Below are 12,685 nucleotides of genomic sequence, written 5' to 3' on the forward strand. Positions count from 1 at the left end.
CGGGCATATCGCCGGGGGAACGGTTAAGGAGGAATCCGTATGAGCGATCGTATCGAAGTCGATGCCGTGGGCGATGCCTGCCCCATCCCGGTGGTGAAGACCCTGAAGGCCCTGCGCGACCGCGCGACGGGCGACGTGGTGGTCACGACCGTCGACAACGAGGTGGCCGTCCAGAACCTGCTCAAGATGGCGAGCGAGAAGGGCTGCGCCGCGACCTCGGCGCAGGATGCCGAGGACCGCTTCACCGTGACGCTCACGGTGGGCGAGGACGTGTCTGTCCCCGCCGGCGAGGAGGATGCGGTCAGCTGCCCGGTTGACGCCCCCGAGCCCGAGAGCGGCATCGTGCCCGGGTACGTGGTGGCGGTCTCGTCCGCGACGATGGGGTCGGGCTCAGACGAGCTCGGCGGCGCCCTCATGAAGAGCTTCATCTACGCGCTCGGCCAGCAGGACGCCTTACCTGAGACCATCCTGTTCTACAACGGCGGAGCGCACCTCACCTGCACGGGGTCGGAGTCGCTCGAGGACCTGCGCGCCCTCGCGGAGCAGTGCGTCGAGATCCTCACCTGCGGAACCTGCCTCAACTACTACGGGATCGCCGAGACGCTCGAGGTGGGCGACGTGACCAACATGTACGTCATCGTCGAGAAGCTCGGGCGCGCCCGCCGCATCGTGAAGCCGTAAAGGGGCCGGCGATGTTGCGCGCCAAGGCGCCGGCGCTCGTCATCTCGTTCGCGTCGGCGGTCGACGCCATGCAGGTCGAGAAGCACTGTCGGGCCGAGGGCCTGCCGGGCAGGCTCATCCCCGTCCCGCGCGAGATCACGGCGGGGTGCGGGCTCGCGTGGAAGGCCGCGCCCGAGGACCGCGAGGCCATCCTCGCCTCGCTCGAGGGCGCCGGGATCTTCTGGCAGGGGACCTACACCATCGACCTGTGATGCCGCACCGGGGTGCCGGCATTTTGCGGTACCTGCGAAAACCCCATCGATAGCAGCCTTGAGCAGGGGCCGGGAGGAACGCTTCCGGCCCCTGCCGTTTGCCGGGTATCCGCTACCGCTTGCGCGATATTTGTCCGTGAAGCATTTATGGAGTATAAAATGAACGTGATTAATTAACTCCGACGCGTTCGGAGAAAGAAGGTACCGATCAGGTAAAGGAGGCAATTGTGGCAGAAGAAGTAAAGGAGAAAAAGCATTTCAAGATGCCGAGTGCCATCGTGCTGCTGTTCATGGTGCTTGTCGCCGTCGCCATCGTGACGTGGTTCGTTCCCACGTCGGTCGCGGTGACCGCCGAGGACGGCACGCAGGAGATCATCTTCAACGCGGCACTTGACGCGGACGGCAACGTCATCGAGAACGCCGGCCCCGACCCCAAGGGCCTGTGGGACGTGCTCTACGCTCCCATCCAGGGCTTCTCCGACGGTGCGGCCGTGAGCATGGCCATCCTCATCTCCGGTGGCCTGCTGGCGCTGCTCAGCTACACGGGAGCCATGAATGCGGGCGTGGGCGCCCTGCTCAAGCATCTGAAGGGCAACGCGCTCATCGCGGCGCTCATGTTCTTCTTCGCGATCACGGGTGCCGTCTACGGCGCCTGGGAGGAGCTGCCCGCCTACGCGTTCGTCATCATCCCGCTGTGCGTGACCGCGGGCTATGACGCCATGACGGGCTTCCTCATCATCTTCATCGGCGCCACCGTCGGCAACATGGGCTCCATCGTGAACCCCTACTCCATCGGCGCCGCCGTTGCCGCCATCGGCAACCCCGAGCTCTCGCTCGGCACGGGCATCGTGATGCGCATCCTGCTGTTCGCCGTCATGTACCTGCTGGCGACCTTCCTCGTCATGCGCTACGCCGCGAAGGTCAAGGCCAACCCGCGGGCCTCCGTCATCGCCAACATCGAGGGCATCAACAACCTCACCGACATGGCCGGCAGCGACGAGGAGGGCTCGTTCCCCGAGATGAACGGCCGCCATGCCGCGTCGCTTCTCATCTTCGGCCTCGTGGTCGTCTTCCTCATCATGGGCTACATGCCCTGGGCCTCGATCCCCGTGGGCGACGGCACCATGTACGACGTCATCAACGGCTGGACCACGTTCCTCGCCACCAACGTGCCGTTCCTGAGCGACCTGCTTGGTGCCGGTAGCTTCACGTGGTTCGGTGACTGGTACTTCAACGAGTACGGCGTGGTGTTCCTGCTTGCCACCATCCTGATCGTGGTCATCAACCGCATCCCGCAGGATGTGTTCGTGGAGGAGTTCGTCAAGGGCGCGGCCGACCTCGTGTCCCTCGTCATCGTCATCTCGATCTGCCGTGGCATCTCCGCCATCATCGGCACCAGCGAGTACGGCATGTCCGTCACCTTCGTGTACTGGATCCAGAACGCGCTCTCCAGCGTGCCCATGTGGGCCTTCGCCCTGGCCGCCTTCGCCGCGTATTTCGGCATCGGCTTCGCCATCCAGTCCACCTCCGCCGTCGCCGGCATGACGATGTCCATCCTCGGCGCCGTCGCCATGGCGCTCTTCGCCGGCACCGCCGTCTCGCCCGAGGCTGGCCAGATGGTCCTCATCTCCGCCTTCACCATGGGCCTGAACCTGTCGGCTTCCGGCCTGTTCCCCGAGGCGTCCAAGATGGGCGTGCTCGAGCTCACGGGCATCCCGTATCCCACCTATCTCGCGGTGGCGACCAAGATGTTCATCCCCGTCACCATCGCGGGCCTGGCCGTGCTCATGCTCGCGCCCTACATCGGCATCGCGGGCTAGCGTTCGCGCACGTCAGGTAACCAACGTTTTCGCTAAGGAGCGGACATGGAAATGTACAAGCGTCTGTATCGCGTCGAGGGCAACGCCTACGAGCGCGGCAAGCAGGCCGGCGAGGCCATGAACGAGCAGATGAAGGCGAACTACAACAACCAGGTCACCTTCTACAAGAACCAGGGCTATGACTACGCCGACTGGGAGGCCATCGCCGAGCGCCGCTACGTGCCGATCCTCGAGAAGTGGGCTCCTGAGGTCCTCGACGAGGTCCGCGGCATGGCCGACGGCTCCGACCTCTCGTTCGCCCAGGTGCTCGCCATGACCACCGCCTACGAGAAGTCGTTCGCCGTGGACACCGTCGCCGACAAGCACGTCGACGGCAAGTGCACCTCGTTCCTCGCCACCGGCGAGGCCACCAAGGGCGGCCAGACCGTCATCGGCCAGACCAACGACGAGGACCTCATCGAGTGGATCTACCAGCTCGACGTCGTGGTCCATCATGTCGACCCCGAGACGGGCAAGGAGCAGCTCATCTACACCCACCCCGGCGTGCCGGCCTACATGGGCATGAACAACGACGGCGTGGCGGTGCTGTGGACCTACATCGACAACGGCAAGCTCAACGAGGAGGGCGGCGTGCCCACCTGCGTGATCATCCGTCACCTGCTCGAGTGCTCCTCGACCGCCGAGGCCGTCGAGTACCTGCAGACGATCCCGCACGACATCCCCAACGAGTTCGGCATCGGCGACAAGTCCGGTGACGTGGCCCAGGTCGAGTGCTTCCCCAACGCCGTCTACGTGCAGCGCGGCCTGCCCACCATGGCCCACACCAACCACAACCGCTTCAGCGACCCCGAGCCGGAGGAGACCGTCTCCGCCACCACGTTCGATCGCTGCGAGCTCATGGAGGAGCAGCTCAAGGCCCACTACGGCGAGATCGACGCCGAGGTGGCCAAGGAGTTCTTCAAGTGCCACGACCGCTTCCCCAACGGGATTTGCGTGCACCCCTGCGCCGACCGTCCGTACCGCAAGACGTTCGCGGCCCAGGTGTACGAGCTCGAGGCCGGCAAGATGCACATCACGTTCGGCAACGCCTGCGAGCATCCGTACATGACCTACGAGTTCGACAACTACCGCTAAGCTCTTTCCTCTCGATTAGCGGTCTTGCGCTCGTAGCGTGAGCTGGCGCCCCGCCTGCGATGGCAGGTGGGGCGCTATTTTGATGGCTGGGGCATTGCGCGCCGGCATGAGGGTGGGAACGGCGGCGTGAGGGGAGCGCGGCGGCTGGCAGGCGCGGCGCGGCCGGGCCGGTAAGGCGGCATGGCGCTGTTGCCGCATGGGGCGCGGCTTGCTGTGAGGCTTGCGCGGTGGGGGTGCGTCTACTCGGCGGCACGGTCGCGCTCGCGCATCGCGCGGCGCATCTCGCTCGTGGCGGTGGCGTTTCTGAAGAGGAAGTTGATGCCCTCGATCATCTCGGCGGTGAGGTCGGTCGCGCTCGGTCCCTCGCCGGTCTCGACCGCACGGCAGCGCTCGGCGAGCAGGCGCTTGAAGAAGCACGTCGTCATGGTGTTGACCATGAGCGTCTCCTCCTCGTCGTAGCCGAGCTCGGCGGCGAGCGGGCGCAGGATGTGGATGTTGCGGTCGTCGAGCTCGCCGGCGGTGAGCATCTCGGTCACGGCCACATCCATGCTGTCGAGCTGGTGGGGGTAGACCTTGTAGTAGCGCTTGACCATCTCGCCCAGGGCCAAGTCATGCTCGCCGAAGAACAGCTGCTGGAACACCTGGGGGCTCTCGAAGGCGCAGTTGCAGAAGATCTCCCAGGTCTTGTAGTAGACGTCGCGGGGGGTCTTCATCTGCGGGGCGGCATCGGCCATCTTGCGGCAGTAGCCCACGAGGTAGCCCATGCAGGCGAAGGTGACGAGCTCGTCGAGGTTGCGGAAGTAGAGGTAGAGCGTCGAGCTATGGTAGCCCGCCGCGGTCGCGACCTTGCGTATCGAGACGTTGTTGATTCCCTCGGAGTCGATGATCTTGCGCGTGGCGCGCAGGAAGATATCGACCATCTGCGCGCGCTCCTCGTCGGAGTACTCTCTTCTGCCCATACACCATCCTTCCGCAGCTGCCGCCCGGCCATGCATTGCGCGTGCCGGCGCCCAAAAGAAGATAGGTCACCTTACATCGCTGAACACGTTTATTGAATAGCTATCACGGTTAGTGTAAATCTTTAACCGTTCGGACATGTCCGTTCGGTCGGAATTAATCCGGAAACGGTCGCATAGGCCACGGGGGCGGCATGTTGAGATGCGCAGGGAACGCGTGCCGCCCGCCCACGCGGCCCCGCAGCAGCCGGTGCGCGCGTGGGCCCCCAACGGTCCTGGGACAGTAGCCGGAACGCCCCCTACGCTCGGCGATTGGCCGCTGCCACCGTGGACGGCGGCGGTATCCTAGAGATGGCCGCCTGCGAGCGGCGGCCGCCTGCCGCGAGCGCGCTTGCGGGCGCTTCGGCGCGGCGAAGGTCAACCGGAGGAGAAGGGGCGCGACGCCGCCCGGCGGGAGGAGCTGCGATGGGCGATACGGTGCACGCGTGGACACGGCAGGGCCTCGCGGTGCTCGATGTCCTCGAGCGCGAAGGCGTCTACCGGGCGCGCGAGGAGTTCGTGCGCGAGAAGTACGGCGACATCGCCGACCACTACCTCGGCCTCTACCACTGGCTGATCGCCGGTTGCCGCGCGCGGGGCGCGGACATCCCGGCGTGTGCGACCCTGCCGATCTGGATCGCGCTCACCGAGTCGCAGAAGCTCGGCGAGACCGAGGGCGCGGTGATGTTCGAGCTCGAGATCCCGCGCGACAGGATCGCCGTCATCGACGGGGCGCGTTGGGGATACCGCGTGAACAACTGGTACGTGCCGGCAGATCCCGCCGACGAGACCGCGCACAACGAGGAGCTCGCGCGCCTGGGCGTGGCGAATGAGTCGCTCGTGGTGGCGGGGCCCCTGGGGAACTACCACCCGGCCCTCAAGGGCAAGATCACGCGCAGCTGGGAGCGCGTCTTCACCCCGGCGGCGTCGATGGAGGACAACCTCGGCCTGTGCTGGGAGCTCAGGCGCGAATGGGTACGCGGCTACACGGTGGGGGAGCGGCCATGACGGCGGGAGACGGCGAGACGATCGAGCTCTGGGCGGCACAGGACCGCGTCGTCATCGATGCGCTCGAGCGCGACGGGGTGTCGCGGGTCAAGATGGCCTATGTCGAGCGGAAGTACGGCGAGAGCGCCTGGGCGTTCGCCGAGGCGTACCGCTTCTTCCGGCGCGAGGGCGCGCGCCTGGTGGAGGTGCCCGAGGGCGCCGAATCCGCCATCTGGCTCTATGCGGACCGCAAGAACCTCTACGCCGCGCCGGGAAGCTACGTGCTGAGGCTCGAGGTGCCGCGCGCCGCGGCGATCCTCTTCGACTCGCGCGTGTGGAACGCGATCCTGAACCTCTCGTACGTGCCCGCCGACGAGGCGGACGGCCGCCGCTTCCAGGAGGAGCTCGAGCGCGCGGGCGTCGATGATGCGCGCAGGCTCTTCGAGACCCCGTTCTACCCGCTGCAGAGGCAGCGGGTGCAAAAGAGCTGGGAGCGCTTGTTCTCGTCCGCGGAGGGCTGTCCGGCGTGCTACCTGCAGGCGGGCGTGTGGGAGCTCAGGCGCGCGTGGGTGCGCGAGGTCATCCCCGTGGGCGGGGCGACGGGCTAGAAGCCGTTGCGCTCGGCGAAGCGCTCGGACTCGTCGTAGATGCCCTCGACCGATTCCGCCCAGGCGGCGAAATCGGGCGTGTCGGCGATGATGCCGTCGGCCTCCCAGACCGCCTGGTGCGAGAGCTCCCATGCGCGGCGCGGTGCGGGCCGCACCGGCAGGTAGGGCGTCAGGTAGGTGGGGTTGAGCAGGAAGAACGCGCCGCCTTCGCAGCGGGAGGCGAAGTCGCGCAGCGCACGGCGCGCGGGCCTGCGCCTGCCGAGCTTGTAGAGCAGAAGCGTCCGCGCGAGCAGAAACCAGGGCGAGTCGTCGAGCAGCCCGCTCGCCCGGTCGCCCGCCTCGGCCTCGAGCCGGTGGGCGAAGGCGAAGAAGCCCTCCTCGTCCTCGAGGCGCGCGAGCGCCAGGAACACCGTCCCCTCGGCGCGGTTGGGATAGCCCGCGGCGCGTCGCACCCGCTGCGCGTACTCGGCGGCGGCGCGGTAGCGCGCGCTCGCGAGGCAGAGCTGCGAGATGGCCTCGAGGGTGTGGAGCCAGCCGATGAGGGCGGGCTCCTGCACGGTCATGCGCTCCCGGGCGGCCGCGGCGCGCTCGCCGGCGTCGTCGATGCAAAGCGCCGCGCCCGCGAGCTCGAGCCACGAGGCGACCGCGCGGTCCTCCCAGAAGCCCGGGGCCTCGATCGAGAACCCGGGCACGCCGCCCGCGAGGTACTCGCGTGCCGCCTGCTCGAGCTTCATGAGCTCGCCGATGCAGGCGTCGAGCGGGATGTCGGCGAGCAGGATCCCCACCAGGCGGGCGTCGATGCAGAGCCGGTCCGTCTCGGCGATCTTGTAGAGCTCGAGGCGCGTCCGGTCGAAGAGCTCGCCGCGCTTGCGCTCGAACTCATCGTCCGGCAGGTCGTCCATGCGCGCGAGCTCGGCCATAAGATGCTCGTGGCAGCGCGCGTAGGCGACGAGCGCCTGGGCATGGGCGTCCGCGGCGTACTTCTCGGGATGCTGGGCTATCTCGTCGTGGACGAGCTCGCGCGCGGCGGGCGTGAGCTCGGGGTGGTTCTCTAGATAGGTGCGCTCGAGGTAGGCGGCGACGTAGCGCGCGGGCTCCATCAGTTCTCGCCTCCCGTCCCGCGTCGGCCGACCGTGCGCTTGCGGCCGTCCGCGGCGTCGAGCGCGGCGCGAACGGCCTCGTGCTCGGCGATCCAGATCGACAGGCCGGCGTTGTCTGGTGCGCCGAGGCCCTCCTGCAGAAGCGGCGTCGCCTCGCTGATGGCGAGGATGAGCTCGTCCTCGCTGCCGGGGGCGACGTTCACGCGCGCGAAGAGCCCGTCGGGGAACTCCGCTTGGTAGTAGAGGGGCGCCGCGGCGTTGGGGAACGATTGCAGGATGGTCTGGAGCACCCGCGTCGCGCCGGCGAAATCGAAGGAGCGGTACCTGACGGCGAGCTCGGAGAGGAGCGCCCAGGCGTCGGGCGCCTTCTCGGCGAGGTGGTGGCGCCTGCCGCGCGTGACCGTGGGGCGCAGCGCGCTGGCGTGCTTGCGGCGGAAGCGGTCGAGGTCATCGACCGTGCACTCGAGCTTGGCGAGGGCGAGCAGCGCGGTGCGGCGCACGTCGGCGGGGTCATCAGGCGCAAAGGCCAAGCAGTCCTCCGCCGCGGAGAGCGCGACGCGGTACTGGCCCGAGATGAGGGCGCGCGAGGCGATGGCGGCGAGCCAGCGGATGAGGGGGCGCCGAGCTAGGTCGCTCGCGTACTCGCGGCTGTAGACGTCGCTCGCCGCCTCGATGGTGCGCTCGAGGTCCTCCGCGACCTCGTCGCGGTGCTCGAGGAGGTAGGCGACGTAGGCGTCGTTCGATTCGGAGCGGAGCGCCACGAGCATGCGCTTCGCGTCCCAGTTGGCGGGATCGAGCTCGCACGCCTCGCGCAGCTGCGCCTCGGCCTGTGCCGCCTCCTGCTCGGCGACGGCGTCGTCGGTGATGAAGGGGAAGCGGTAGTCGATGGTCTGGGTGGCCTTGGCGACCAGGTGGAAAGCCCGGTCGCGGTCGGTCACGATGAGCTTGGCGGGGTCGTCGTTGAACGCGGTCATGCACGTCTCGATGAACAGCGCGTCCTCGAGCGGGTAGACGCGTTCGCGCCGCATCGCCTCGAGGATGAGGCGCAGGCAGTCCTCTTGGATGGGATCGAAAGCCACGGCGCGCCTCCTTTCGCGGACGGGGTCGGCATCGGTGCCGTGTGGGCGCGGTACCCCTGGCTGAATGGACCAGCATAGCACATCGGGGCAGGTACATAAACCGTGCGGGCCCGCTTGGGGTCCGGTTTGGCCCCGCGGGCGCCCGCGCGGGCCGATTTCCTATCGGGACGGGAAAAGTATGCCGTTTCATGCATAGGAGTCCGTCATGCGTTGTAGAATATGCGGTGGCGAAACGCACCCGGCATCCCGCCCGGGTGCGAAAGAGCGGTCCTTACGGGGCCGATGGGCGGCCCCGTGTGTATTCGGGCTCCGATGGAGCCCGTGTTTGGAGGCAACTATGGGACGTTTCACCAACCCCCGCGACCTGTACTTCGGTGAGGGTGCCCGCCATGAGGTGAAGAACCTCAAGGGCGAGCGCGCCGTCATCGTCACCGGCGGCGGCTCCATGCGCCGCGGTGGCTTCCTGCAGGACGTCGAGAACGACCTCAAGGAGGCCGGTTTCGAGGTCAAGCTCATCGAGGGCGTCGAGTCCGACCCCTCCGTCGAGACCGTCATGAACGGCGCTGCCGTCATGGCCGAGTTCCAGCCCGACTGGATCATCGCCCTCGGTGGCGGCTCGCCCATCGACGCGGCCAAGGCCATGTGGATCAAGTACGAGTACCCCGAGACCACCTTCGAGGACATGTGCAAGGTCTTCGGCCTGCCGAAGCTCCGCACCAAGGCCCACTTCTGCGCCATCTCCTCGACCTCCGGCACCGCGACCGAGGTGACCGCGTTCTCGATCATCACCGACTACTCCAAGGGCGTCAAGTTCCCGATCGCCGACTTCGAGATCACGCCCGACGTGGCCATCGTCGACCCCGAGCTCACCTACACCATGCCCGCCAAGCTCTGCGCGCACACCGGCATGGACGCGCTTACCCACTCCATCGAGGCCTACGTCTCCACCGCCGGCTCCGCCTACACCGACGCCAACGCCCTCTACGCCATGCGTGAGATCGTCGAGTGGCTGCCCAAGAGCTACCAGGGCGACAAGGAGGCCCGCCAGCACATGCACGACGCCCAGTGCATCGCCGGCATCGCCTTCTCCTCGGGTCTGCTCGGCATCGTGCACTCCATGGCGCACAAGACCGGTGCCGCCTTCACCGGCGACCACATCATCCACGGCTGCGCCAACGCCATGTACCTCGGCAAGGTCATCCAGTTCAACGCCAAGGACGCCCGCGCCAAGAGCCGCTACGCCTACATCGCCAAGGAGGTCTTCCACCTCGCCGGCGAGACCGAGGACGAGCTCGTGGCCGCGCTCGTTCAGATGATCCGCGACCTGAACGACAAGATCGACATCCCGCAGGGCATCAAGAACTACGGCAAGGGCGGCGTCAAGGCCGACGAGTCCGTCATCGACTACGCCGAGTTCGAGGAGAAGAAGGGCCGCATCGCCGTCGACGCCATCGGCGACGCCTGCACCGGCTCCAACCCGCGCCAGCCGACGCCCGAGGAGATGGAGAAGCTCCTCGAGTGCGTCTACAACGACGTGGACGTGGACTTCTAAGCCGCGCTATCGCGAGCGAGACCTGCCGGCGCCCTGTGCGCCGGCATCCAGGGCCGGGACCTCAGGGTTCCGGCCCTTTTTCTGTCCACGGGCAGACCGGGGCCTCAGGGTTCCGGCCCTTTCTCTGTCGCGGGTCGGCCGGTGCCCGAAGCCCTCGGCGGCGGCGCGCCCGGATGCTGCCGGGCGTGGTACCATGCGAGCTGAGCGAAGGGGGTGGAGATGGAATTCGCGGTGGTCGCGCTCGCGGCCTTCCTCGGCGGCGTGCTGCAGGGCGTCACGGGCTTCGGCGCGGGGCTCGTCCTCATGATGGCGCTGCCCATGCTCTACTCCGTGCCCAGCTCGGCCGCGGTGTCGGGGCTGGTGTTCCTCGTGCTCAGCGTCGCGATGACGGTCCAGTACCGCGAGAGCCTCCAGCCGCGCAAGATCGCCCTCCCGCTCATCTGCTACATGGCGCTCTCGGGTTCCTCGGCGTACCTCACGAGCGTCGCGACCGACCAGGTGCTCATCAAGCGCGTCTTCGGCCTCTTCCTCATCGCGCTCAGCATCTACTATCTGTGCTTCCACGAGCGCTTCGGCGAGCGGCACATGAGCCGGGGCGCCGGCGTGCTCTGCGTCGTCATCTCGGGGCTTTGCGACGGGCTCTTCGGCATCGGCGGGCCGCTGCTCGTGGTCTATTTCCTCGACCGCTTCGAGACGCGCGAGGCGCGCCTCGGGTCCTTGCAGCTCTTCTTCACCATCAACGCCGTCTACACCACGGTGGTCCGCGCGGTCGCCGGGGCGTTCCCGCCCCATGCGCTCGGCTCGATCGCGATCGGCAGCGTGAGCATCGGGGTCGGCCTCGTGGTGGCCAACGCCATCCAGTCCAAGATCGACGACGCGCTCCTGAGAAAGATCACCTACGTGCTCATCGGCGCGTGCGGCGTGATCCAGCTCGCGAACGGGCTCATCTAGCGGGCGGGGCGCACCGCCGGCGTGCGGAAGGGTCGCGCCTAGCGGCCGATGACCTGGATGCCCTTGGGGTAGCGGTTGAGCACCTCGCAGCCGTCCTCGGTCACGATGACGAGGTCCTCGATGCGCACGCCCATGTCGCCCGGCAGGTAGATGCCCGGCTCGATGGAGAAGCACATACCCGGCTGCACCGGCTCGTCATGTGTGGCGGAGACGTCGCCGGGCTCGTGGTCCTGCAGGCCGATCTGGTGGCCCAGCCGGTGGTTGAACTGCGGTCCCCAGCCGGCGTCCTCGATGATGCGGCGCGCGGTGAGGTCGATCTCGGCGAAGGTGACGCCGGGGCGGACGATGGCCTCGGCCGCCTCGTTGGCGGCGAGCACGGCCTCGTAGACGGCGCGCTGGTGGTCGGTCGGCTCGGCGGTGAAGAACGTGCGGGTCATGTCCGAGCAGTACCGGGAGCGCTTGCAGCCCACGTCGAAGAGAACCATGTTGCCGGGGGCAAGGACGGTCCCGTCGGGCTCGTGGTGCGGGTCGGCGGCGTTCGCGCCGAAGCTCACGATGGGGGTGAAGGAGTGGTCGTCGGCCCCCAGGCGCCGGTAGGTCCCGAGCAGCCCCTCCGCGATCTCGAGCTCGGTCGCGCCAGGGCGCACCTGCTCGGCGAGCCAGGCCATGGCCTCGTCGTTCACGGCCGAGGCGGCGCGCATGAGCTCGCGCTCGCGGGCGTCCTTGATGGCGCGCGCGTCGTCCACGGCGTCGGATGCGAGCACGAAGCCGCTCGCCGCGCCCGCCTGCATGAGGGGCACGAGCCAGCGGGCGGCGAGCTCCTTGTCGACGCCGAGCGGGCGCGCGGGGTCGAGGGCGGCGGCGACGAGCGGCACCGGGTCGTCGGTGTCGGCGTAGCACACCACCTGGGCACCCGTTGCCGCGGCGTCGGGGAACAGGCGGTTCACGAAGAGCGTCGGCGTGCCCTCGCGGCCGATGTAGAGGGCGAGCAGGCGCTCGTAGGGCTCGGTATGGTAGCCGGTGAGCCACCAGATGGAGAGGGGGTCGACCACGAGGAGCTGCGTGAGGCCCGCAGCCTCGAGGTTGGCGCGTACCCGTGCGATGCGTTCGATATCCATGATGCCTCCCGGGATGGGTGTCGTTGGAACAAGGCAAGTGTAGCAGGGTTGATGCGGCGCAGCAGGGTTTCGCCCGGCATGACAGGATCTTGCCCGGCGCGGCGCGGTACATGACGGCGTGCCGTGGGGCGCACGCGCCGTCCCATCGAGGCGCATCGGCGTATTCGCGCGAGAACCGCGATTCGGATTCCGGTAAACGGGCTCTGCAGTGGCCGCTTTCGATGTTCGTTTCGGAATTCGGTGTGAGTTTCGCGGGCGCGCGCCGTGCCGGCAAAGACGGGAAACCGCGACCTGCAGTTTTATTACATCAAAAAGCCGCTCTCGGGGCCTCCCCGGATTCTTCGCACCGAATACCGAAACGAGCGTGCGGCGCCGGCCCCGGCGGGGCCGTTTCCGCCTTGCAGCGCGA

12 protein-coding genes are annotated in these 12,685 nt (G+C 67.8%); 8 read left to right on the forward strand and 4 right to left on the reverse strand.

Features of this window, described 5'->3' with window-relative positions:
* The first annotated feature begins 39 nt into the window (after positions 1-39).
* From yedF to FS885_RS03080, 4 genes are all read left to right on the forward strand, one after another.
* Positions 40-681, forward strand: coding sequence for a sulfurtransferase-like selenium metabolism protein YedF (gene yedF, locus FS885_RS03065; RefSeq protein WP_144743537.1), 642 nt, complete (start codon positions 40-42; stop codon positions 679-681).
* Between the two features lie 11 nt (positions 682-692).
* On the forward strand, positions 693-932 hold the full coding sequence (locus tag FS885_RS03070; RefSeq protein ID WP_186365757.1) for a putative Se/S carrier protein: 240 nt from the start codon (positions 693-695) through the stop codon (positions 930-932).
* Positions 933-1,159: 227 nt separating this feature from the next.
* Positions 1,160-2,752 (forward strand): YfcC family protein, encoded by a 1,593-nt coding sequence (locus FS885_RS03075; RefSeq protein WP_144743538.1) that lies wholly within the window; start codon positions 1,160-1,162, stop codon positions 2,750-2,752.
* A gap of 45 nt (positions 2,753-2,797) precedes the next feature.
* The gene (locus FS885_RS03080; RefSeq protein WP_144743539.1) at positions 2,798-3,886 is read left to right on the forward strand and encodes a C45 family autoproteolytic acyltransferase/hydrolase; all 1,089 of its coding nucleotides are present in this window, start codon (positions 2,798-2,800) and stop codon (positions 3,884-3,886) included.
* A 239-nt stretch (positions 3,887-4,125) separates the two neighbouring features.
* On the opposite strand, the gene FS885_RS03085 is transcribed toward FS885_RS03080, so the two are convergent.
* Positions 4,126-4,845: a TetR/AcrR family transcriptional regulator gene (locus tag FS885_RS03085; protein ID WP_186365758.1), complete on the reverse strand. Its 720-nt coding sequence runs from the start codon at positions 4,843-4,845 to the stop codon at positions 4,126-4,128.
* Positions 4,846-5,307: 462 nt separating this feature from the next.
* On the opposite strand from FS885_RS03085, the gene FS885_RS03090 reads away from it, so the two are divergent.
* Positions 5,308-5,889 carry a DUF3841 domain-containing protein gene (locus FS885_RS03090; protein WP_186365759.1) on the forward strand — a complete coding sequence of 194 codons (582 nt, stop codon included), beginning with the start codon at positions 5,308-5,310 and terminating at the stop codon, positions 5,887-5,889.
* A complete protein-coding gene (locus tag FS885_RS03095; RefSeq protein WP_186365760.1) occupies positions 5,886-6,476 on the forward strand; it encodes a DUF3841 domain-containing protein in 591 nt (196 codons plus the stop codon). Before FS885_RS03090 ends, FS885_RS03095 begins: the two co-directional genes overlap by 4 nt.
* On the opposite strand, the gene FS885_RS03100 is transcribed toward FS885_RS03095, so the two are convergent.
* Positions 6,473-7,576 carry a hypothetical protein gene (locus tag FS885_RS03100; RefSeq protein ID WP_144743543.1) on the reverse strand — a complete coding sequence of 368 codons (1,104 nt, stop codon included), beginning with the start codon at positions 7,574-7,576 and terminating at the stop codon, positions 6,473-6,475. The genes FS885_RS03095 and FS885_RS03100 overlap by 4 nt on opposite strands.
* A complete protein-coding gene (locus FS885_RS03105; protein WP_144743544.1) occupies positions 7,576-8,655 on the reverse strand; it encodes a SirB1 family protein in 1,080 nt (359 codons plus the stop codon). Before FS885_RS03105 ends, FS885_RS03100 begins: the two co-directional genes overlap by 1 nt.
* 337 nt (positions 8,656-8,992) lie before the next feature.
* Here FS885_RS03105 and FS885_RS03110 point away from each other — a divergent pair, with 337 nt between their 5' ends.
* Together FS885_RS03110 and FS885_RS03115 are read left to right on the forward strand one after the other, a co-directional pair.
* Positions 8,993-10,207 (forward strand): iron-containing alcohol dehydrogenase, encoded by a 1,215-nt coding sequence (locus FS885_RS03110; protein WP_144743545.1) that lies wholly within the window; start codon positions 8,993-8,995, stop codon positions 10,205-10,207.
* Positions 10,208-10,426: 219 nt separating this feature from the next.
* Positions 10,427-11,158, forward strand: coding sequence for a sulfite exporter TauE/SafE family protein (locus FS885_RS03115; protein ID WP_144743546.1), 732 nt, complete (start codon positions 10,427-10,429; stop codon positions 11,156-11,158).
* Between the two features lie 38 nt (positions 11,159-11,196).
* On the opposite strand, the gene FS885_RS03120 is transcribed toward FS885_RS03115, so the two are convergent.
* Complete coding sequence (locus tag FS885_RS03120) at positions 11,197-12,276, reverse strand: M24 family metallopeptidase (protein ID WP_144743547.1); 1,080 nt, start codon at positions 12,274-12,276, stop codon at positions 11,197-11,199.
* Positions 12,277-12,685 lie beyond the last annotated feature (409 nt).

It is taken from the genome of Enorma burkinafasonensis (assembly GCF_902150035.1).
GTDB classification, from domain to species: Bacteria; Actinomycetota; Coriobacteriia; order Coriobacteriales; family Coriobacteriaceae; genus Enorma; species Enorma burkinafasonensis.

What these genes read in the sequence shown, in the direction of transcription:
- yedF (WP_144743537.1), top strand. Translation starts at nt 40, where the DNA reads ATGAGCGATCGTATCGAAGTCGATGCCGTGGGCGATGCCTGCCCCATC.
- FS885_RS03070 (WP_186365757.1), top strand. Translation starts at nt 693, where the DNA reads ATGTTGCGCGCCAAGGCGCCGGCGCTCGTCATCTCGTTCGCGTCGGCG.
- FS885_RS03080 (WP_144743539.1), top strand. Translation starts at nt 2,798, where the DNA reads ATGGAAATGTACAAGCGTCTGTATCGCGTCGAGGGCAACGCCTACGAG.
- FS885_RS03085 (WP_186365758.1), bottom strand. Translation starts at nt 4,845, where the DNA reads ATGGGCAGAAGAGAGTACTCCGACGAGGAGCGCGCGCAGATGGTCGAT.
- FS885_RS03090 (WP_186365759.1), top strand. Translation starts at nt 5,308, where the DNA reads ATGGGCGATACGGTGCACGCGTGGACACGGCAGGGCCTCGCGGTGCTC.
- FS885_RS03095 (WP_186365760.1), top strand. Translation starts at nt 5,886, where the DNA reads ATGACGGCGGGAGACGGCGAGACGATCGAGCTCTGGGCGGCACAGGAC.
- FS885_RS03100 (WP_144743543.1), bottom strand. Translation starts at nt 7,576, where the DNA reads ATGGAGCCCGCGCGCTACGTCGCCGCCTACCTCGAGCGCACCTATCTA.
- FS885_RS03110 (WP_144743545.1), top strand. Translation starts at nt 8,993, where the DNA reads ATGGGACGTTTCACCAACCCCCGCGACCTGTACTTCGGTGAGGGTGCC.
- FS885_RS03115 (WP_144743546.1), top strand. Translation starts at nt 10,427, where the DNA reads ATGGAATTCGCGGTGGTCGCGCTCGCGGCCTTCCTCGGCGGCGTGCTG.
- FS885_RS03120 (WP_144743547.1), bottom strand. Translation starts at nt 12,276, where the DNA reads ATGGATATCGAACGCATCGCACGGGTACGCGCCAACCTCGAGGCTGCG.